The organism is Thermocrispum municipale DSM 44069 (assembly GCF_000427825.1).
Taxonomy (GTDB): domain Bacteria; phylum Actinomycetota; class Actinomycetes; order Mycobacteriales; family Pseudonocardiaceae; genus Thermocrispum; species Thermocrispum municipale.
The window spans coordinates 82,746-104,237 of sequence record NZ_ATYT01000003.1 but is presented as its reverse complement, the minus strand read 5'-3'; the positions used below and the strand labels follow the sequence as shown (position 1 = coordinate 104,237).

Genomic DNA, 21,492 nt, shown 5'->3' with positions numbered 1-21,492 from the left:
GACGCGCCGACGACTCCCCCACGCCGGGGTCAGTCACGCACAAACTCGACCGGACAACTGTCCGCGCCCGACGCGCCGACGACTCCCCCACGCTGGAGTCAGTCACGCACAAACTCGACCGGACAACTGTCCGCGCCCGACGCGCCGACGACTCCCCCACGCCGGCGTCAGTGACGTACGGCTCGGCCGGGCTACCGACGCCCAGGGTTTCGAGGCATCTTCCGCGCTTGCGACGTCAGTCCCGCAGGAGCTCCGCCAACCGGTTCTCCGCGTCCGGCGGGGCGGGGTCGAGTTCGACGACCTTGTCCCTGCCGCGCTGGCCGGTGACGATGTGCACGTGCTGACGCCGCACGTCGAACGCGCCCGCCAGCGCCCGGATGACCGCTTCGTTGGCCTTCCCGTCCACGGCGGGCGCGGCGACCGCGACGATCAGCGCGTCACCGCGAGCGCCCCCGACATGGGTGCGCTTGGCGTTGGGCTTGACGCGGACGGCGAACCGCACGCTGCTTGTCATGGCTGCACCGTACCCAGTCGCTCAGGGCCGCTCGCGCAAGAACTTCCCGGCCACCGACAGTGCGGCCTTCTCCGAGCCGCCGTCCTCGACCAGCACGGCGAAGGCGAGGTCACCGGCGTAGCCGGCGAACCAACTGTGCCGCTTGCCTCCGCCTGCGCGGGCCGTCCCGGTCACCGCGTGCAGCTCGGCCTCACCGGAGCTGAGTGACTTCAGTGAAGAAGCCTCTCCCTCGGTGACCGTGGTCCGCATGTGCTCCCGCACCGCGGCCAACGTTTCCTCGTCCGGCGCCTGGTAACCGGTCAGCACCTTGGTCGGATGTGCCTTCCAGAACTGCGGGGTGACCGCCTCGCCTTTCGCCACGGTCGACACCACCAGTGCGAGCCCGAACGGGCTGACGACCACATCGCCCTGACCCTTCAGTTGGTCGGCCAGCTGGAAGGAATCGCCCGCCTTGCGCACCGCACCGGCTTCGGTGCCGATGCCCGGGATGTCGAAGTCCGCGTTCCACCCGAGGCTGCTGGCCGCCCGCGCGATCGCGCCCGCCGACTCGTTCTCCGCGGCCGCCCTGACCAGCGAGAACGTCGATCCCGGTGGATACAGGCCGCTCAGCGAAATGGGCCCCTGGTCGACATGCTTGTTCTGCGCGACCGCCACCAGCGCGCCGGTGGAGGGGCGGAACGCGATCAGCGCGGCGGGTTTGCGCTGGGTGTCCACGGCCGCCTGGGCCGCGTCCTGCAGCGGGATGCTCAGCGTGGTGGGCAGCGGCTTGGCGCCTTGCGGTCCGTCGCCGGAGAGGATCCGCACCCGCGTGTTCTTGCCCTTCATCGCCACCACCGCCCACCGCTCGGGTGGCTTGCGCTCCTGGGCGGCGGTCAACATGGCGGGCAGCACGACCTTCGCCCGGTTCTCCTTGACCGGTTGCGGGCCGACGTCGCCCCACACCAGCAGCGGTTCGCCGGACGAGTCGACCACCGCGGGCACGCGCACCTTGTCGGCGACCGCGATGTACTGGCCCTCCTCCAGCTCGGGGTGCACCACCGCAGGCGAGAAGTCGACCAGCCACGTACCGCTGCGCTGGACCAGCGGCACCTTGGTCGGGTAGCTGAACGTGCGGCCGTCGCCGAACGTCCACTCGACGGCAACCGTCGCGGACCCCTTGTCCCCCGCGGTCTTCACTTCGCCAAGCGCCGACGACACCGTCGCGTCCGGCAGTTTGCGGAACACCCGCCGCAACGTCTCCGCGGCCGCCTTCGGGTCCGTGGTGAGCTCCGCGGCCGCGCCGGCCTTCCGCTCGTCGAACGCGGTCACGTACTCCCAGGCCGTCTCCCACGCGCCGGGAGGGCGTGCGTCATCGTCCGGGCTGAGCTCGTTGCGCAGCACCCAGACGCCCGCACCCACGAACCCGGCCACCAGCGCAACGATGGCGATGATGGCCCAGCGGCGGTCGGACTGCACGACGCCATTCACCTCCTCGGCGCCTGCGCGCCGCTCGAGCGAAGTGCGGTCAGTGTGCCACCACCGGCCCGGTCAGCCGGCGAGCGGCACGACCTCGAGTCGTTATCGCGGTCGAAAGCGTTATCCGTGTGCCGTGGCGACCTTGGCGACCGCCACCCGGACGTCCACTCCGTCGCCGACCGAGCCGGAGAAGCCGCCCTCAACCTGGCCGTAGGTGACCTGTTGGCTGAGCGTCTCGCCCCGCACGAACTCCTCGTGCGTCTGGGCTGCGCTGCGCACCTCGTCGGGCGCATCGACGGTGAGGGTGATCCGGTCGGTGACCTCCAGGCCCGCGTCCCTGCGCGCCTGCTGCACCACGCGCACCAGGTCGCGGGCCACCCCCTCGGCGGCCAGCTCCGGGGTGACCTCGGTGTCCAGCACGACCAGACCGGAGCTGTTCGGCAGCGCGCCCGCCGCGCCGGGGTCGGTGGACACCAGCCGCCGCTCGATCTCGTCCTCGCGCAGCTCGACACCGTCGGCCACGATGCCGTTCGGCGTCTCCGACCAGTTGCCCGCCTTGACCGCCTTGATCGCGCGCTGCACGTCCCGGCCGAGCCGCGGGCCGGCCACGCGGGCGTTCACCGCCACCTCGAACGCGCCGTGCGAAGCCACGTCCGTGGTCAGCTCGACCTGCTTGACGTTGATCTCGCTGCGGATGATGTCGACGAACGGCTCCAGCCGCTCGACATCCTCGGCGGCGACCAGCAGCTTGGCCAACGGCAGCCGAACGCGCAGCTTGTTCGCCTTGCGCAGCGCGGACGCGGTCGAGCAAACCTGCCGCACCCGGTCCATCGCGCCGACCAGGGCGGCGTCGCGTGGCAGCTCGTCGACCATCGGCCAGTCGGTCAGGTGCACCGACCGGCCACCGGTCAGCCCGCGCCACACCGCCTCGGTGGTCAGCGGCAGCAGCGGCGCGGCCACCCGGCAGGTGACCTCGAGGACGGTGTGCAGCGTGTCCACGGCCGCCTGCTCGCCCGCCCAGAACCGATCTCGCGAGCGCCGCACGTACCAGTTGGTGAGCACCTCGAGGAACTCCCGCAGCGTCTGGCACGCCCCGGCCAGGTCGTGCGCGTCCATCTGGCCCTGGATGTCGGTCACCAGCTCGTGCGTCTTGGCCAGGATGTAGCGGTCCAGGACGTGCTCGCTGTCGGTGCGGAACCGACCCTCGATGCCTTCGGCGTTGGCGTAGAGCACCAGGAAGTAGTACGAGTTCCACAGCGGCAGCACGGCTTGGCGCACCGCGTCCCGGATACCTCGCTCGGTGACGATCAGGTCGCCGCCGCGCAGGATCGGCGACGACATCAAGAACCAGCGCATGGCGTCCGAGCCGTCCCGGTTGAACACCTCGTTGACGTCCGGGTAGTTCTTGCGGGACTTGGACATCTTCTGCCCGTCGTCGCCCAGCACGATGCCGTGCGCGATGCAGTCACGGAACGCGGGCCGGTCGAACAGCGCGGTGGCCAGCACGTGCAGCGTGTAGAACCAGCCGCGGGTCTGGCCGTTGTACTCGACGATGAAGTCGCCCGGGTAGTGGTGCTCGAACCAGTCGGCGTTCTCGAACGGGTAGTGCACCTGGGCGAACGGCATCGAGCCGGACTCGAACCAGCAGTCCAGCACCTCCGGAACTCGGCGCATCATCGACTTGCCGGTGGGGTCGTCCGGGTTCGGCCGGGTCAGCTGGTCGATCATCGGACGGTGCAGGTCGTCCGGCCGCACACCGAAGTCACGCTCCAGCTCGTCCAGCGAGCCGTAGACGTCCACCCGCGGATAGTTCGGGTCGTCGGACTTCCACACCGGGATCGGCGAACCCCAGAACCGGTTGCGCGAGATCGACCAGTCGCGGGCGTTCTCCAGCCACTTGCCGAACTGGCCGTCCTTGATGTGCGCGGGCACCCAGTTGATCTGCTTGTTCAGCTCGACCATCCGGTCACGGAACTTCGTCACGGCGACGAACCAGGACGACACCGCCCGCTGGATCAGCGGGCTGTCGCAGCGCCAGCAGTGCGGGTACGGGTGGTCGTAGGTCTCGTGCCGCAGCACCACACCGCGCTTCTTCAGGTCCGCGATGATGTGCGGGTTGGCGTCGAAGATCTGCATGCCTTCGTACGGCGGCACCTGGGAGTCGAACTCACCGCGCTCGTTGACCGGGGTCACCACCTCGATCCCGGCGGCGTCGGTGACCTCCTTGTCCTCCTCACCGTAGGCGGGCGCGATGTGCACGATGCCGGTGCCGTCCTCGGTGGTGACGTAGTCGGCCAGCAGCACCTGGTGGGCGTTCGGCTGCTGTCCGGCGAAGAAGTCGAACACCGGGGTGTAGCGCGTGCCTGCCAGCTCCCGGCCGGTGAATGTGGCCAGCACCTCCGGCTCCTCACCCAGCTCGCGGGTGTAGGCAGCCACCCTCGCCTCGGCCAGCAGGTACCGCTGCCCGTCCTGGCCACGCACCACGACATACGTCACGTCCGGGTGCACCGCGGCGGCCAGGTTCGACGGCAGCGTCCACGGGGTCGTCGTCCAGACCAGCGCCCGCACGCCGTCCAGTCGCTCGTCGTCCGAGTTCACCGTCAGCCCGACCGTGACCGCCGGGTCCTGCCGGTCCAGATAGACGTCGTCCATCTTGGTCTCGGTGTTGGACAGCGGCGTCTCGCAGCGCCAGCAGTACCAGAGCACCCGGAAGCCCTCGTACACCAGACCCTTGTCCCACAGGGTCTTGAACGCCCACATGACGCTCTCCATGTAGTCCAGGTCGAGCGTCTTGTAGTCGTTGGCGAAGTCGACCCAGCGGGCCTGGCGGGTGACGTACTCCTCCCACTCCGAGGTGTAGCGCAGCACGCTGGTGCGACAGGCATCGTTGAACTCCGCGATGCCCATCCGTTCGATCTCGTTCTTGTGCTTGATGCCCAGCTGCTTCTCCGCCTCCACCTCGGCGGGCAGACCGTGGCAGTCCCAGCCGAAGCGGCGCTCCACCCGGCGGCCGCGCATGGTCTGGTAGCGCGGCACGACGTCCTTGACGTAGCCGGTCAGCAGGTGGCCGTAGTGCGGCAGGCCGTTGGCGAACGGCGGGCCGTCGTAGAAGACGTACTCGTTGCTGCCGTTCTCCCCCGCCTCGCGCGCCTGCACGCTGGCCTCGAACGTGCCGTCAGCGGCCCAGTAGTCCAGCACCTCGCGTTCGAGGTCGGGGAACGACGGCTGCACCGGAACACCGGCGGCGTCGCTGCTCGTGGTGGCCTTGCTGACGTCGGAGTTCTTCGGGTACGGCACGGGTGCTCCTCGCGGTTCGCTGCGTCGCATTCCGGCGATGATCGCCGGCTACGGTCACGCAGGGACGGCGCGCACTCGTGCGCTCCGCGGTACCACCCCGCTTGCCCGGGCACCAAGATCGCCCGGACCCCTCATTGCACGGCTGTGACGGGCCGTACCCGTCCGGTTCTACTGAGGCCAAGCAGCCCGTTCTTCCGGAAGCTCCCCGGTGATGGCCGGATCGTCGCCGATGAATCCAGATTAGCTCGTGTCCGCAACGCGTTTGCGCCGGGCCCGCTCCGCCAGCGTCGCGTCCGGCCCACAGCGCGCGCACGGGGTGAACCCGAGCTCGCGTGCCTCCGACACGGCGATCGGAATGGTCTCGTTGCCCTTCAGCCAGGCGCAGGTGGCCAAGTGATACCGCGGTTGCTCGTCGATCACGAGGACTTCGTCGGACAGCTCGCAGACGATCAGCAGATCGGCCGCGTCGGTCTCCTCCTCACCGGGCAGGTCCTCCGGCAACTCGGCCTGCTCGGTGGTGCCCGCCGCTTCGGCCGACTGGTCATCGGCGGGCTGATCAGAATCACTCGATCGTGTGGCGTCTTCCTGGTCTGTGGACGCCTCGTCGGCCGCGGGCTCCGCGGCCGCTCGTCGTTCGGCCCGGCGTCGCTTGACCCAGTCGGCGAACAGGCCCACCGCGGCGGCGACGGAGAAACCGATCGAGATCCAGGCGAACAGTGCCTTGCTGGTGACCAACGCCGCGACCAGCGCGCCCAGCGCCGCCAGGACCAGGATCAGGACGAAAAACAGCACGATGAATTACATCACGAGACCGTCGGTGGGTACCGCGACGGGGGCGGCGTGGCACGCACGCCGTCCCCATCGCTCAAGCCGTACGAACGCGGCCGCTACCCGCGCGGCTAACCCGCTTCGGCGCGCGGCCCGAAGTTGTATCCCTGTCCACCTTGGCCGGGATCGCTCTTGCCCGCCGCTGACGCGGGCGCCGCCGAGCCTCTGTCGTCCAGTTCGCGCAGTTGCGACTCGAGGAATCCACGCAGTCTGGTCCGGTACTCCCGCTCGATCGTGCGCAGCTCCTCGATCTTCTTGCTGAGCACGTCCTTCTCGGCGTTGAGGTTGTTCATCGACTCGGTGTACTTGCGCTGCGCTTCACGCTCCAGCGCCGTGGCCTTGTCGCGGGACTGGCGTTCGATCGTCTCAGCCCTGGTACGCGCGTCGTTGAGCATCGTCTCGGCCCTGCCGCGCGCCTCGTTGACCATCGCGTCGGCCTTCGACCGGGCCTCGGACAGCAGCTGCTCGGCCTTCGTGCGGGCCTCGGCCAGCATGCCGTCGGACTCGGCCTTCGCCTCACCGGTCAGCCGGTCGGCCATCTCCTGCGCCAGGCCGAGCACCTTGGCCGCCTGCACGTTCGGCTCGCTGCCGTCGGCCATCAGGCCCGCTGCGGTCGCCTGCGTCTGCTCGGCGGGCGACGGCGCAGGCACCGCGGTCAGTCGGCGCTCGTCCCGCCCGGGTGGCGCGGCCTGGGCGGCCGCTGCGGCCTCGCTCCGTGCCGCCTCCAGCTCGGCGTCGAGCTGCTCGACCTGCTGCCGAAGCTCGTTGTTCTCCTCGATCAGGCGAGCGAGCTCCGTTTCCACCAGGTCGAGGAACGCGTCCACCTCGTCCTCGTTGTAGCCCCGTTTGCCTATCGGCGGTTTGCTGAACGCGACGTTGTGCACGTCAGCGGGGGTCAAGGACATCTGATCACCTCACGCACTCCAGGACTGCCGTACCCGAGCCCGTCACCCGGGGTAGGAGATGTTCATCAGGACGAACACCACCAACAGCAGAACCATAATGGATAAGTCCAGCCCCACGTTGCCGATTCGCACCGTCGGGATGATCCTTCGGAACAATCGTACTGGCGGGTCCGTCACTGTGTAGATGGTCTCGAGCGTTACCGCAACTCCACCGGCCGGGCGCCATTCGCGTGCAAACGACCGAACGAGCTCCACGACCAGCCTGGCCAGGATCAACAGCCACAGCACGAACAGCGGCCAGTAGATGATGATCCCGACGAGCTCCACGTGTTCCACTCTGCCATAACCCGGACGGTTCGCTCAGCGTCAGGTGGTCAGCGTCGCAGGAACAGGCCGTCCTCGGCGATACGCTGCCGATCCTCCGCGGTGACGTCGGAATCCGGCGGCGACAACAGGAACACCTTGTTGGTCACCTTGTCCATGGTTCCGCGCAGCGCGAACGCCAGGCCCGCGGCGAAATCCACCAGCCGCTTGGCGTCGGCGTTGTCCATCTCGGTGAGGTTCATGATCACCGGGTTGCCGTCCCGGAACGCCTCGCCGACGTCGCGCGCCTCGGCGTAGTTGGTGGGGTGCAGCGTGACGATCCGGCTCAGCGGGTCACGGGTCACCGGCTGCTCGACCTGGCGCAAACGGGCAACCGGCTCGGCCGCCCGGTCGACGGCCAGCGAGCCGGCAGCCACCGGCGGGTTGGCGGGCACGGCGCGCGCCCGCCCTCGCACCGGGATCTCCATCTCGTCCAGGTCCTCCACCGGGCGCGCGGGGCGCCTGCGGGGCCGACGCATGGGCGGCTCCGGATAGTCGTCGGCGTAGCGCTCCTCACGCGCCGGCGCGGCGCGGTAGCCGCGCGGCTGACGCCGGTACTCCTCGTCGGCGGGGTCGTAACGATCTTCGGGTCGGTAGTCGTCCAACTCGTCGTCGGCCGGGACCATCCCGAAGTAGGCCTTCAGCTTCTCCAGCGTGCCCATGCCACTCCTCGCCGTCGCGCCGTGTCGGCCGGGCTCCCAGCGGTCACACCGGCCACTGTTGTCACGCTAACGCGCGGTGACCGAGCAACGCGGTTCCGACACGCACCCGGGTGGATCCGTGTGCCACCGCCACTTCCAGGTCGCCACTCATCCCTGCGGACAGTTCGACCAGCTCAGGATGGTCCTTACGCAGGCGATCATGGGTTTTCTGCAGCACGGCGAACGCCTTCTCGGGTGCCCAGTCGAGCGGCGCGACCGCCATCAGGCCACGCAACCGTAGGTCACTCGACCGAGCGACCTCGTCGGCCAGTCGATCAAGCTCGTCCAGCGGGCAGCCACCCCGTGCGGGGTCACCGTCGATGCTGACCTGAAGCTGCACGTCCATCGGTTCGTCGGGTCGCTGACCTTCCGAGCGCGCGCGGGCCACGGCCTTGGCGAGCGCCTGGGCCAAGCGGACCGAGTCCACCGACTGCACCACGCTCGCCCAGCGCGCCACACTGCGAGCCTTGTTGCGCTGCAACCTGCCGACCATGTGCCAGCGGACCGGCACGTCCGGCCGCAGTTCGGCGACTTCGGCGACCTTCGCCGAGGCCTCCTGGTCCCGGTTCTCGCCGAACTCGCGCAGCCCGAGGTCGATCAACGCGGCGACGTCGCTCGCCGGGAAGGTCTTGGTCACCGCGAGCAGCTCGACGCTGCCCGGCTCGCGCCCCGCGGCGGCCACGGCGGCCGCGATGCGCTCGCGCACGCGCTGCAGCGCGCTCTCCAGTTCGGCGTGCCGCTGCGAGAACTCCGTCACTCCTGCTCCAGCCACGTCACAGCCGCCTGCCTACCGGTCGTGCCTTGCCTGCGGTGACTGAACAACGTCTCGTCCTCCATCGTGCACCGCGGGTCGACGCCGATGCGACCGACGCCCGCGGCCGCCAGCTGCTCCCACAGCCCGGCGCGCAGGTCGAGGCTCGGGGTGCCACGCCTGCTCGTCGCCTTGCTGCCCGGCAGATGCTTGTCGACGTCCTCGGCCATGTCCGCGGGGACCTCGTAGCACTCGCCGCAGATCGCCGGCCCCAGCAGCGCCTCGATCCGCTCGAGCCGGGCACCGAGTTCGAGCATCGTGCGCAGCGTGGCGGGCACGACGCCGACTCGAGCCCCGACCCGGCCGGCGTGCACGGCGGCCACCACTCCGGCCTGCGGATCACCGAGCAGCACCGGGACGCAGTCGGCCACCAGGGCAGCGACCGCCAGGCCTGGCTTGGCGGTGACCAGCGCATCGGTGGCTTCGGCCGGACTGTCCTGCGGACCGTCCACGACGGCCACCGTGCGCCCGTGGACCTGCTCCATCCAGGCGACGTTGCGCGGGTCGAGCCCCAGTTCGGTGGCCAGCCTCGTGCGGTTGGCCGCGACCGCGCGGGGATCGTCACCCACGCGGTCGCCGAGGTTGAAGCTGTCATACGGCGGGGCGGAACTGCCGCCCGCCCGAGTGGTCACGACGCGGCGAATACGCACTCCGCGAGCCTAACCCGCGAGGCGCGGCGGGCCCGCTCCCGGTCAGCGACGCATGAACGGCGGGACATCCACCTCGTCGTCCATCGTGTCGGTCACCGGAACCGCGCGGGACGGCAAGCTTCCCCGACCAGCCGGCTGACCGATGCCGCGGGTGGACGGCGACTGGGGAAGACCACCACGCTGCCCTCCGGACGGCTGCGCACTGCCGCTCTCCGGGCGGGCCGACTGCTGACCGTTCGACGCCGGCCGGCCGACCGGGCCGGACGCCTGCGGCCGCGACGGAGGCGACGCGGTGGACCCGCCTGAGCCGCCCGAGGAGGCAGAGCCGGTGGACCCGCTCGTGCCGTCCGACGAGCCACCGAGCGTCCCCGCCTGCGCGGTCGCCGTCGAGTTGCGCGACCCCACCGTCGGCGGCTCGAGCTTCTTGTGGGTCGGTGCGCCGGAGTCGAAGCCCGCCGCGATCACCGTCACCCGCACCTCGTCACCGAGCGAGTCGTCGATGATCGTGCCGAAGATGATGTTGGCATCCGGGTGCGCGGCCTCCTGCACCAGCGTGGCCGCCTCGTTGATCTCGAACAGGCCGAGGTCGGAGCCGCCCGCGATGGACAACAGCGCGCCGTGCGCCCCGTCCATCGAAGCCTCCAGCAGCGGCGAGTTGATCGCCTTCTCGGCCGCCTGCACCGCACGGCCCTCGCCGCGCGCGGAGCCGATGCCCATCAGCGCGCTGCCCGCGCCGGACATCACGCTCTTGACGTCGGCGAAGTCGAGGTTGATCAGGCCGGGCGTGGTGATCAGGTCGGTGATGCCCTGGACACCGGACAGCAGCACCTCGTCCGCGCTGCGGAAGGCGTCCATCAGGCTCACGCCGATGTCGCCGAGCTGCAGCAGCCGGTCGTTCGGGATCACGATCAGCGTGTCGCACTCGTTGCGCAGCGCCTGGATGCCTTCCTCGGCCTGCTTGGCCCTGCGCTTGCCCTCGAACGAGAACGGCCGGGTGACCACACCGATGGTCAGTGCGCCCAGCTTGCGCGCGATCGAGGCCACCACCGGCGCGCCGCCGGTGCCGGTGCCGCCGCCCTCGCCCGCGGTCACGAACACCATGTCGGCGCCCTTGAGCACCTCTTCGATCTCCTCGCGGTGGTCTTCGGCCGCCTTCTGGCCGACCTCGGGCGCCGCACCGGCACCCAGTCCGCGAGTCAGTTCCCGTCCGATGTCCAGTTTCACGTCGGCGTCGGACATCAGCAGTGCCTGGGCGTCGGTGTTCACCGCGATGAACTCGACCCCCTTGAGGCCGACCTCGATCATGCGGTTCACGGCGTTCACGCCGCCGCCGCCGATGCCGACGACCTTGATCACCGCGAGGTAGTTGTGCGGGGGCGTCATCGGGTCCGCCTTCCTGGTCTTCCAACACTCGGTCTCGCAAACCGCCGGAAGCGACCCCACCCCTGGGAAAACCCTAAACCTCTACATGAGGTCGAGAGTTATGTCAACTTCCGACGTCGTCCTGGACGGTAGGCATCACGCAGCGTCGAATCCAGCAGCCACGCCGCGTGTCCGCTGTGATTTCCCGACTGTGATTTCCGCGCGCCGCGACTAGCGCACCGTGGGTAGCTCGGGGCTGGACACGTCGTACACGCTGCCCGGCCGCGACAGCAGCGCGGCGAGCACCTGTGCCTTGCGGTCGCCCTGCCGCTGGTCACCCCACTGAACCTGCTTGCCGCCCGCCAAGGTGAACTCCACGTCACCGGGGGTGGTGGCGCGGATGACCCGGACCTTGTCGCGCAGCTTGTCCGGCATGCCGTCCAGCACCGCCATCGCCGCCTTCGTCACGGGATCGTCCGGTCCCGGCTTGGTCACTTTCAGCTCGGGCAGCTTGGCGGGCTTCTTGCCGACCCGGTGGAAGGCCTTGCCGGTGCGGTCCACCAGGTGCGTGCCGGTCGCGGTGCGCACGAACGCCAGCGGCTCGCGCTCGACCACCTCGATGGTGATGGTCGACGGCAACGAGCGGCCGACCGTCACGTCCGCCACCTGCGGAAGCGCGGCGATGCGGCGTTCGGCCGCCGCGGTGTCGACGCGGAGCAGCGGAGCGCCTTCCGTCACCCCCGCCAACCGCAGCACGGAGGCCTTCGAGACCCGGTGCAGGCCGCTGACCTCGACCGCGGACACGCCCAGCAGCGAGCTGAAGAACAGCAGGTAGCCGATCGCCACCACGGTGACGACGGACAACACGACGATCGCGTTGCGCTGGCCGGTGCTGCGCCGGGGACGCCTACGGGCAGGTTTCCGCGTTCGGGACCCGGTTCGCTGCCGCGTGGTCGTCACCGTCATCCCCCTGTGGTCGGCGTCCCGGTGGCCGATCGGGCGTCCAGCTCACGCAGAATCTCCGGGCCGAGCTGGGTCACGTCCCCCGCCCCCATGGTCACCAGCACGTCGCCCGGCCGCACCAGCTGCGCGGCCAGCGTGGCGGCACGGTCGAACGCGGGTTCGTAGTGCACCGTGGCACCGGTGATCCGCTCGGCGATCAGGTTGCCGGACACTCCGGGCTCCGGCTCCTCGCGCGCGCCGAAGACGTCCAGCACCACGACCTCGTCGGCCAGCCCGAGCGCCTCGGCGAACTCCGCGGCGAACGTCCTGGTCCGCGAGTACAGGTGTGGCTGGAACACCACGACGACGCGGCCCGACCCGGCGGCCTGGCGCACCGCACGCAGCTGCGCGGCCACCTCGGTGGGGTGGTGTGCGTAGTCGTCGTAGACCCGCACGTCCTGCGAGCGGCCCTTGAACTCGAAGCGGCGGCGGACACCGCCGAACGCGGCAAGCCCCTCGGCCAGCTGATCGGCCGGTGCCTGCAGCTCCACGCCCGCCAGCAGCGCGGCCACCGAGTTGTACGCCATGTGCTCGCCCGGCACGGCCACGGTCACGTCGAGCTCCTGGTCACCCAGCCGGACCCGGACCACTCCCCCGTCGTCGGTCTTCGGCTGATAGTCGAGCACCTGTGCGTCCAGCTCGCCCGTGGCCGACCGGCCGTAGCGGCGCACCCGCACGCCGCGCGACTCGGCCCGGCGGCCCAGCTCGGCCGCGGGCTCGTCGTCGGCGCACACGATCAGCGCGCCGCCGGGCTCGATGCGGTCCACGAACTCGTCGAACACCGCCGAGTACGCCTCGGCCGTGCCGTGGTGGTCCAGGTGATCCGGCTCGATGTTGGTCACCACCGCCACGCGTGGCGAGTAGACCAGGAACGAGCCGTCGCTCTCGTCCGCCTCGGCGACGAACACCGACCCGGTGCCGTGGTGCGCGTTCGCGCCCGACTCGTTCAGGTCCCCACCGATGGCGAACGACGGATCCAGCCTGCAGTGCTGCAGCGCGACGGTCAGCATCGACGTGGTCGAGGTCTTGCCGTGCGTGCCCGCGATGCAGGCGACCTGGTAGCCCTCCATCAGCTTCGCCAGAGCCTGTGCCCGGTGCAGCACCGGGATTCCGCGCTCGCGGGCGGCGACCAGCTCCGGGTTGCTGTCCTTGATCGCGGTCGACACGATCACCGCGGTCGGCGGCTCGGTCAGCTGCTCGATGTTCTCGGCACGCTGACCGATGGCGATCCTGGCGCCCTGCGCGCGCAGCGTCAGGAACGCGCGCGACTCCTTGGCGTCCGAACCCGACACCGCGGCGCCGCGAGCCAGCAGGATGCGCGCGATGCCGCTCATGCCCGCGCCGCCGATGCCGATCAGGTGTGCGCGCGTCAGCACATCGGGCAGTGCGCGCTCGGCGAGACCGTCAGCGGCCTGTGCCACCCCGTCTGAACCGTCAGCCACCGCAAGCCTCCAGAACGATCCGCGCGAGCACCTCGTCGGCCTCCCGGTGGCCGAGTCCCTTGCTCGCTGCAGACATTGTCGCCAACCGCTCTTCGTCGGTGATCAGCGGGATGACCTGGTCGGCGATCCACTCCGGGGTCAGCTTCGCGTCCTCGATCATCAGCGCCGACCCGGCGTCGACCGCGGGCTTGGCGTTGAGCGCCTGCTCGCCGTTGCCGTGCGGCAACGGAACGAAGATCGCGGGCAACCCGACCGCGGAGACCTCGGCGACGGTCATGGCACCGGAGCGGCACAGCACCGCGTCCGCGGCCGCATACGCCAGGTCCATCCGGTCCAGATATGGCACCGGGACGTACGGCGGGCGGCCGGGGAACTCGCGCACCACCAGCGTGTTCTTCGGGCCGTGGGCATGCAGTACGCCGACACCGGCGTCGGCGAACGCCTGCGCGGCGGCGGAAACGGCCTTGTTGATCGACTGGGCGCCCTGGGAGCCACCGAACACCAGCAGCGTCGGCGCGTCCGGGTCGAGCCCGAACTCCTTGCGCGCCTCGGCCCGCAGCGCCGCCCGGTCCAGCGTGGTGATCGACTGCCGCAGCGGGATCCCGATCACCTCGGCCTTGGGCAACGGGGTGCCCGGCACCGCGGTGAACACCCGCTCGGCGAAGCGGGCCCCGACCTTGTTGGCCAACCCGGCGTGCAGGTTGGCCTCGTGCACGAAGATCGGCATCCGGCCGCGGGCGCCCAGGTAGGCCGACAGCGACACGTAGCCGCCGAAGCCCACCACCACGTCGGCGCCGACCCGCTCGAGCACCTCGCGGGTCCGCCGCACCGAGTCGCGCACCTTGGCGGGCATGCGCAGCAGCTCGAGGGTCAGCTTGCGCGGCAACGGCACCGGCGGGACCAGCTCCAGCTGGTAGCCACGCGCCGGAACCAGTTCGGTCTCCAGGCCGCGCGGGGTGCCGAGTGCGACGACCTTCGCGTCCGGCCGCAGCCGCCGTACCGCGTCCGCCACGGCGAGGGCGGGCTCGATGTGTCCTGCCGTCCCGCCTCCGGCCACCACCACGGTCGGCCCGGTGGCCGCAGGGTCCTTCCGGCGCTCGGCGGTGGCGTCCGAACGGGCGTCATCCTGCGGTGACGACTCGGTCACGTAGTTCCTACCTTCCACGTCGTGCCGGCGCATGGCGCGCTTGCCTGGCCGGCCTGGCCGGGGTACGCCTGGTTGCCTGCCGCGTGGGGCGCCGGGGACGTCCGACCTGCGGTCGTCCCGTCGCCGGCTTGCGATACGCCGGGGGCGCGGGCAACCGGAGTAGACGTCCGAATTTACCCGGTCCCTGACTGCGCAGCGCGGCCACCGCGGTGGGTTCGTGCCGCCCGCAATTGGCCAGGATGCCGAACAGTCCCAACGTGATCACCAGCGACGTCCCGCCGTAGGACACCAGTGGCAGCGTCACGCCGGTGACCGGCAGCAAACCGACGACGTAGCCGATGTTGATGCACGCCTGGGACACCAGCCACGCGGTGAGCGTGCCCGCCACGATGCTGATCCACGGGTCGACGTTGCGGGTGGCGATCCGCAGACCGACGATGGCCAGCCCGGCGAACAGGCCGATGACCACGAAGCACCCGACGAACCCGAGCTCCTCCCCGATCAGCGCGAAGATGAAGTCGTGCTGCACGTTGGGCAGGTAGCGCCACTTCGACCCGCCCTGGCCGAGGCCGACACCGAACAGGCCGCCGTCGGCGAGCGCATACAGCGCCTGATTCGCCTGATACCCGGCCCCGGAGGCGTCCGACCCCGGGGAAAGGAACGACAGCACGCGGGCCAGCCGGTAGTCGGACATCAGGGCCAGGGCGACGACGCCGATCGTGCCACCGGCGATCATCCCGGCGAACAGACCGCGCGGAGCCCCGGCGAACCACAGCAACGCGACGAGCACGATGCCGAGGCTGACCGCACCTCCCAGGTCCGGTTGGGCGATGACCAAGGCGAACATCACCAACGACACCGGCACCAGCGGCACCAGCAACTGCCGCCACGACGACGTGTAGCGCGACTTGAGCACGAGGATGTGGGCGCCCCACAACGCCAGCGCGATCTTGGCCACCTCGACCGGCTGCAGCTGGAAGCCGCCGAACTTCAGCCACCCCTGCGTGCCGCCTTGCTCGGATCCCAGCGGCGTCAGCACCAGCACCAGCAGACCGACCGCGACGAACATCAGCGCGGGCGCGAACCGGCGGATCACAGCCAGCGGCAGGCGCAGGCCGGCGTAGAAGGCGACCATGCCGAGGCAGACGAACATCATGTGTTTGGAGAACACCGAGTACGGCGACGACCCGCTGGCAACCGACTCCACCGACGAGGCGGACAGCACCATCACGATGCCGAGGACGGTCAGCAGACCGCAGATCGCCAGCACCAGGTGGAACGAGGCCAGCGGCCGCGACAGCCACGCGGTGAGCGCGGTGAGCGCACCGGCCAGGCGCCCACCCTTGCCGCGGCGCTGCTTGCCGCGAGCCTTCTTGCCGGTACCGCCCTTGCCGGCGGCACGAGTCGTGCGCGTGCTCGACTCAGCCGTCACCATCGCCCTGCTCCCCCTGCGGCAAAGCGCGCACGGCGGCGGCGAACGCCTCACCGCGCGCGGCGTAGTCGCGGAACATGTCCATCGACGCCGCAGCGGGAGCAAGCAACACGACATCACCGGAGCGCGCCAGTCCGCGCGCAGCCTGCACCGCAGCGGTCATGGGCTCATCGTGACCCGAAGAGACCCTGCTGACCGGGACATCCGGCGCGTGTCGGGAAAGAGCAGTGGCGATCACGTCGGCATCGGCACCCAGCAACACCACGGCGCGCAGCCGTTCTGCGACGTCCGCGACCAGCTGGTCCACCGACGCGCCTTTGAGCAGCCCGCCCGCGATCCAGACCACGTTGCGGTGTGCCCGCAGCGAGAACGCGGCCGCGTGCGGGTTGGTCGCCTTGGAGTCGTTGACGTAGCGCACGCCGTCGATCTCGGCCACCTCGACCGCACGGTGGGCTCCGGGCCGGAACGACCGCAGACCGTCCCGGACGGCCTCGCCTGGCACGCCGTGAGCCCGCGCCAAGGTGGCGGCCGCCAGGGCGTTGGCGACGTTGTGCGGGCCGGGTGGGCGGATGTCGGCGAGCGTGGCCAGCTCTTCCGCGGTGCGCAGCGGGTCCGCGACGAACGCCCGGTCGACCAGCAGGTCCTCGACCAGACCGACTTCGTACGGACGCGGGCTGTGCAGACTGAAGCCCACTCGGCGCGCGTCGGGCCCGGCGTGGTCGACGGCCACCGACACCGACATGGGGTCCTGCGCGTTGTAGACCACGACAGAAGACCGCTGATGGATCTTGCCCTTCGCGGCCGCGTAGTCGGCCATGCCGCCGTGCCAGTCGATGTGGTCCTCGGCGACGTTGAGCACCACCGACGCGTGCGGCGCCAGGGTCGACGACCAGTGCAACTGGAAGCTGGACAGCTCGACGGCCAGCACGTGGTAGCCCTCGCGCACCGCGTCGAGCACGGCGAAGCCGACGTTGCCGCACGCCACCGCGTGCAGCCCGGCGGCTTCCAGCATCGCTTCGAGCATGCCCACCGTGGTGGTCTTGCCGTTCGTACCGGTCACCGCGAGCCACACCGGCGGCCGGTCGAGCTGCTGCCCGATGCGCCAGGCCAGTTCGACGTCACCGATCACTTCGACACCGGCGCGCGCGGCGGCCACGAGCAACGGCGAGTCCGGACGCCATCCCGGGCTGGTCACCACCAGTTCGGTCCCCGCGGGCGGCTCGGTGAGCGCGGTGGCCAGTTCGGCGCCGGTGTCCGCCAGCTGCTCCAGCCGTTCGGCGTTCGCGTCGGTCACCGTCACCCGGGCTCCGGCGTCGGTCAACGCGCTGATGACCGAGCGCCCGGTGACTCCGGCGCCCGCCACCAGGACGTTGCGGCCGGCGAGTTTGCTGGTCACGGCGTCGGCCACGTCAACCGCCCAGCACGGTCAGCTGTTCGCTGTAGAACAGCCCGAGGCCCAGTCCGCAGCAAATGCCCGCGAGCAGCCAGAAGCGGATGATCACCGTGGTTTCCGCCCACCCTGCCAGCTCGAAGTGGTGGTGGAACGGCGCCATGCGGAACAACCGCCGCCCGGTGGTGCGGAACACCGCGATCTGCATGACCACCGAGACCATCTCGACCACGAACAGGCCGCCGATGACGATGGCCAGCAGTTCGGTCTTGGTGGTCATGGACAGGCCCGCGATGAGACCACCGAGTGCGAGCGAACCGGTGTCGCCCATGAAGATCTTCGCCGGCGCGGCGTTCCACCACAGGAAACCGATGCACGCACCGGCCGCCGCGGCGGCCACCACGGCCAGGTCCAGCGGGTCACGCACGTCGTAGCAGCCCACCTGCGGCTCGGCCGTGCAGGACAGCCGTGCCTGCCAGAACGAGATCACCACGTACGTACCCAGCACCATGGCCGAAGCGCCACCGGCGAGACCGTCCAGGCCGTCGGTGAAGTTCACCGCGTTCGACCATGCCGAGATCAGCAGGTAGCAGAACACGATGAACACCGGGATCGGGAAGATGATCAGCGCGATGTCCCGCACGTCGGACAAGTGCTGAGACGCCGGGGTCAGCCCTTGTTCGTCCGGGAACTGAATCGCCAGCACGGCGAAGGCGACCGCGACCACGAACTGCCCGATCAGCTTCGAGGTCTTGTTCAGGCCCAGGTTGCGCTGTCTGCGGATCTTGATGAAGTCGTCCAGGAAGCCGACCAGCCCGAGACCGGTGGCCAGAAACAGCACCAGCAGGCCGGACACCGACGGTCCAGGACCGGAGCCGGTGACCCAGCGGATGCCGTGCGCGGCGAAGTAGCCGGCGAGCATCGCCAGGATGATCGCGACTCCGCCCATGGTCGGGGTGCCGCGCTTGGACTTGTGCCCTTCCGGGCCCTCCTCACGGATCTCCTGCCCGAAGCCTTGCTTGGCGAAGACACGGATCAGATACGGCGTGACCATGATCGACACCAGCAAGCCGATCGAGGCCGCTATCAGGATGCTGATCACGCGGTTGCACCTTTCGCACCTGCCGGGTCCAGCAACGCGTCGGCCACGACGCCGAGACCCGCCGCATTGGACGCTTTCACCAGCACGACGTCGCCCGGCTCGAGCTCCCGGCGGAGCAGCTCGACGGCCGCCGCGGTGTCGGGCACCAGCGTCGACTCCTCGCCCCACGATCCCTCGTGGCTGGCGCCGTGATGCATCGCCGCTGCCCGCTCACCGACCACGACCAGCCGGGAGATGTTCAGCCGCACCGCGAGCCTGCCGATCTCGTCGTGCGCGGACACGCTAGCGTCCCCGAGTTCGGCCATCTCACCGAGGACCGCCCAGGAGCGTCGGCCCCTGCTCATCGACGCCAATGCCTTCAACGCCGCCCGCATCGACTCCGGGTTGGCGTTGTAGGAGTCGTTGAGGATCACCACACCGTCGTCGCGGGTGGTGACCGCCATCCGCTGCTGCGAGCGGCGCTGCAGGCCGTTCAGCCGCTGCGCCACCTCGTCCACCGACGCGCCCAGCTCGAGCGCCACGGCCGCTCCGGCCAGCGCGTTGCCGACCTGGTGCTCGCCGTGCAGCGGGAGCTGGACGTCCGCCTTCCCGCGCGGCGTCACCAGGTGGAACGACGGCCGGGCCAGCTCGTCGAGGCGCACGGACTCGGCCCGCACCTGCGCGGACGGCGACTCGCCCACCAACACCACGCGGGCGTTCGTCCGCTCGGCCATCGCGGCGACCAGCGGATCGTCGGCGTTGAGGACCGCGACACCACCGTCCGCCGCCGACGGCAGCGCCTCCGGCAACTCGCCCTTGGCCTTGGCGATGCCGTCCCGCGAGCCGAACTCGCCGACGTGCGCGCTGCCCACGTTGAGCACCACACCGATCCGCGGCGGCGCGATCGCGGCCAGGTGGGCGATGTGGCCCGGCCCGCGCGCGGACAACTCCAGCACCAGGTGCTTGGTCGACCGATCGGCCTTGAGCACGGTCCACGGGTGCCCCAGCTCGTTGTTGAACGAGCCGGGCGGGGCGACGGTGTCCCCCATCGGCTCGAGCAGCTGGGCGATCAGGTCCTTGGTGGAGGTCTTGCCGGACGAGCCGGTCACGCCGACGACGGTCAGACCGCCGGGCGCCAGCGTCTGCACGACGTGGCGGGCCAGCGCGCCGAGCGCCTGCAGCACCGCGGCGCCGGACCCGTCGGTGTCCCCGGCCAGGGCGACGGATCCGCTGTGCGTCTCGGGGTCGGCGGGCGGCACGATCACCGCGGGCGCGTCCACCTCGCGGGCGGCCAGCACCCCCGCCGCGCCGTCCGCCACCGCCTGCGCGGCGAAATCGTGGCCGTCCACCCGCTCGCCGGGCAGCGCCACGAACAGGCCGCCGTCGGCCACCTTGCGCGAATCGAACTCCACGCCGCCGGTGACGAGTTCGTCCCCGGTGGCGTGGTGAAGCCGGCCGCCGGCGATCTCCGCGACGGCGGCCAAGGTCAACGGGATCACTGCACTACTCCTCGCAATGCCGCGGTGAGTTCGTCCCGGTCGGAGAACGGGTGGATCTCACCGGCGATCTCCTGCCCGGTCTCGTGGCCCTTGCCCCCGACGAACACCACATCACCAGGGCGGGCCAGCGACACCGCGTGCTCGATGGCCTTCGCCCGATCGGCGATCTCGGTGATCTCACCACGATGTTGGGCGGGCACCGCGCGCGCTCCGTCGAGCATCGCCGCGCGGATGGCCGCCGCATCCTCACTGCGTGGGTTGTCGTCCGTCACGATCAACACGTCGCTGCGCCGCGCCGCCGCCTCGCCCATCAGTGGCCGCTTGCCTCGGTCGCGGTCACCGCCGCAGCCCAGCACGGTGATCACCCGGCCGGTGACCTGGGCGCGCAGCGCATCCAGCGCCAGTGCCACGGCGGCCGGTTTGTGCGCGTAGTCCACCACGGCGGTGAACGACTGGCCGACGTCGATGCGCTCCATCCGGCCGGGGACCTGGACCTGGGCGAGGCCGCGCTGAATGTGCTGCGGCTCGACCCCGACCGCGTACAGCATCGCCGCGGCGACCAGGGCGTTGGCCACGTTGAACTCGCCGGGCAGCGGCAGCCGTCCGGCCAGCTGCAAGCCGTCCGGGCCGTGGATGGTGAACGTCTGCTGCCCGGTGGGCGTGGCCACCAGGTCGGTGGCGGTCCACATCGCCCCGGCGCCGGCGTCGAGCGCCACGGTGACCGTCTGCGGCGTGACCAGCGTCTGCCCCCACTCGCTGTCCACCACGACGACCTCGGTGGTCGAGCGGCCGTCGAACAACTTCGCCTTGGCCGCGAAGTAGTCGGCCATGTTGTGGTGGAAGTCCAGGTGGTCCTGCGACAGGTTGGTGAACGCGCCGACGGTGAACCGGGTGCCGTTGACCCGGCCCATGGCCAGTGCGTGGCTGGAGACCTCCATCGGGCAGTGCGTGACGCCTTCCTCGACCATCACCGCGAACAACGCCTGCAGGTCGGGCGCCTCCGGTGTGGTGAACGCACTGGAGAGCACGGTGCCTGCCACGCGCGTCTCCACCGTGCCGATCAGCCCGGTGGTGTGCCCGGCGGCCCGAAGTCCGGACTCGACCAGGTAGGCCGTGGTGGTCTTGCCCGAGGTCCCGGTGATGCCCATGACGGCCAGCTGCAGCGACGGCTCACCGTAGATCCACGCCGCCACCTCACCGAGCACGGCGCGGGGAGCGGAGTGGACCAAGATCGGCACTCCCGCCTCGGCGACCTGCGGGCGGCTCGCGCCCTCCTCGTCGGTCAGGATCGCGACCGCGCCCGCGGCCAACGCCTGGTCGGCGAAATCCGCGCCGTGCGCGCGCGACCCCGGCACGGCGGCGAACAGGTCGCCGGGGCGGACCTCGTGAGCCCGCAGCGTCGTCCCGGTCACGGCGGTGTCCATCGCTTCCTGGTCAGCGATCAGCCTGCCGTCCGCCCTGGCCACCAGGGTCGTCAACGGCATCGGCGTCGTCTTGCTCGGACGACGGCCGGGCGAGGAGCCGGGAGTGCTGCGCGACACGGCCGGAAGGTTACCCGTGGCGCGCGAGCGAGCCCGCCCGGGCCGCCCCCTCCGGCGATTCGCGCAACAACG

18 protein-coding genes are annotated in these 21,492 nt (G+C 70.5%); all 18 read right to left on the bottom strand.

The window, feature by feature from the left end; all coding sequences use genetic code 11:
• Nucleotides 1-235: 235 nt before the first annotated feature.
• Nucleotides 236-514: a DUF167 domain-containing protein gene (locus YWM_RS0100475; protein ID WP_211232396.1), complete on the bottom strand. Its 279-nt coding sequence runs from the start codon at nucleotides 512-514 to the stop codon at nucleotides 236-238.
• Between the two features lie 21 nt (nucleotides 515-535).
• Nucleotides 536-1,969, bottom strand: coding sequence for a penicillin-binding transpeptidase domain-containing protein (locus tag YWM_RS0100470; protein WP_169720944.1), 1,434 nt, complete (start codon nucleotides 1,967-1,969; stop codon nucleotides 536-538).
• Between the two features lie 120 nt (nucleotides 1,970-2,089).
• A complete protein-coding gene (ileS, locus tag YWM_RS21510; protein WP_052344407.1) occupies nucleotides 2,090-5,266 on the bottom strand; it encodes an isoleucine--tRNA ligase in 3,177 nt (1,058 codons plus the stop codon).
• A 240-nt stretch (nucleotides 5,267-5,506) separates the two neighbouring features.
• Nucleotides 5,507-6,058, bottom strand: a complete 552-nt coding sequence (locus YWM_RS0100460) for a hypothetical protein (RefSeq protein WP_028849055.1) — start codon at nucleotides 6,056-6,058, stop codon at nucleotides 5,507-5,509.
• 107 nt (nucleotides 6,059-6,165) lie between these two features.
• A complete protein-coding gene (gene wag31 / locus YWM_RS0100455; protein ID WP_028849054.1) occupies nucleotides 6,166-6,999 on the bottom strand; it encodes a DivIVA-like cell division protein Wag31 in 834 nt (277 codons plus the stop codon).
• A gap of 42 nt (nucleotides 7,000-7,041) precedes the next feature.
• Nucleotides 7,042-7,326 (bottom strand): YggT family protein, encoded by a 285-nt coding sequence (locus YWM_RS0100450; protein ID WP_028849053.1) that lies wholly within the window; start codon nucleotides 7,324-7,326, stop codon nucleotides 7,042-7,044.
• Nucleotides 7,327-7,373: 47 nt separating this feature from the next.
• Nucleotides 7,374-8,024, bottom strand: a complete 651-nt coding sequence (locus tag YWM_RS0100445) for a cell division protein SepF (protein WP_028849052.1) — start codon at nucleotides 8,022-8,024, stop codon at nucleotides 7,374-7,376.
• A 61-nt stretch (nucleotides 8,025-8,085) separates the two neighbouring features.
• Complete coding sequence (locus YWM_RS0100440) at nucleotides 8,086-8,820, bottom strand: YggS family pyridoxal phosphate-dependent enzyme (protein ID WP_028849051.1); 735 nt, start codon at nucleotides 8,818-8,820, stop codon at nucleotides 8,086-8,088.
• A complete protein-coding gene (gene pgeF / locus YWM_RS0100435; RefSeq protein ID WP_028849050.1) occupies nucleotides 8,817-9,524 on the bottom strand; it encodes a peptidoglycan editing factor PgeF in 708 nt (235 codons plus the stop codon). Before pgeF ends, YWM_RS0100440 begins: the two co-directional genes overlap by 4 nt.
• 42 nt (nucleotides 9,525-9,566) lie before the next feature.
• Nucleotides 9,567-10,907, bottom strand: a complete 1,341-nt coding sequence (gene ftsZ, locus YWM_RS0100430) for a cell division protein FtsZ (protein WP_028849049.1) — start codon at nucleotides 10,905-10,907, stop codon at nucleotides 9,567-9,569.
• Between the two features lie 210 nt (nucleotides 10,908-11,117).
• Nucleotides 11,118-11,852 carry a cell division protein FtsQ/DivIB gene (locus YWM_RS21505; protein ID WP_043659015.1) on the bottom strand — a complete coding sequence of 245 codons (735 nt, stop codon included), beginning with the start codon at nucleotides 11,850-11,852 and terminating at the stop codon, nucleotides 11,118-11,120.
• The gene (murC, locus tag YWM_RS0100420; RefSeq protein WP_425426447.1) at nucleotides 11,849-13,330 is read right to left on the bottom strand and encodes a UDP-N-acetylmuramate--L-alanine ligase; all 1,482 of its coding nucleotides are present in this window, start codon (nucleotides 13,328-13,330) and stop codon (nucleotides 11,849-11,851) included. Before murC ends, YWM_RS21505 begins: the two co-directional genes overlap by 4 nt.
• Nucleotides 13,323-14,393: an undecaprenyldiphospho-muramoylpentapeptide beta-N-acetylglucosaminyltransferase gene (gene murG / locus YWM_RS0100415; protein WP_028849047.1), complete on the bottom strand. Its 1,071-nt coding sequence runs from the start codon at nucleotides 14,391-14,393 to the stop codon at nucleotides 13,323-13,325. Before murG ends, murC begins: the two co-directional genes overlap by 8 nt.
• Nucleotides 14,394-14,484: 91 nt before the next feature.
• Nucleotides 14,485-15,912: a putative lipid II flippase FtsW gene (gene ftsW / locus YWM_RS21500; RefSeq protein ID WP_084612103.1), complete on the bottom strand. Its 1,428-nt coding sequence runs from the start codon at nucleotides 15,910-15,912 to the stop codon at nucleotides 14,485-14,487.
• On the bottom strand, nucleotides 15,899-17,317 hold the full coding sequence (gene murD / locus YWM_RS0100405) for a UDP-N-acetylmuramoyl-L-alanine--D-glutamate ligase (RefSeq protein WP_028849046.1): 1,419 nt from the start codon (nucleotides 17,315-17,317) through the stop codon (nucleotides 15,899-15,901). Before murD ends, ftsW begins: the two co-directional genes overlap by 14 nt.
• Before the next feature lies 1 nt (nucleotide 17,318).
• Nucleotides 17,319-18,401 carry a phospho-N-acetylmuramoyl-pentapeptide-transferase gene (gene mraY / locus YWM_RS0100400; RefSeq protein ID WP_028849045.1) on the bottom strand — a complete coding sequence of 361 codons (1,083 nt, stop codon included), beginning with the start codon at nucleotides 18,399-18,401 and terminating at the stop codon, nucleotides 17,319-17,321.
• Complete coding sequence (locus YWM_RS0100395) at nucleotides 18,398-19,879, bottom strand: UDP-N-acetylmuramoyl-tripeptide--D-alanyl-D-alanine ligase (protein ID WP_028849044.1); 1,482 nt, start codon at nucleotides 19,877-19,879, stop codon at nucleotides 18,398-18,400. The genes mraY and YWM_RS0100395 overlap by 4 nt, the downstream gene beginning before the upstream one ends.
• On the bottom strand, nucleotides 19,876-21,363 hold the full coding sequence (locus YWM_RS0100390) for a UDP-N-acetylmuramoyl-L-alanyl-D-glutamate--2,6-diaminopimelate ligase (RefSeq protein WP_028849043.1): 1,488 nt from the start codon (nucleotides 21,361-21,363) through the stop codon (nucleotides 19,876-19,878). Before YWM_RS0100390 ends, YWM_RS0100395 begins: the two co-directional genes overlap by 4 nt.
• Between the last annotated feature and the right edge of the window lie 129 nt (nucleotides 21,364-21,492).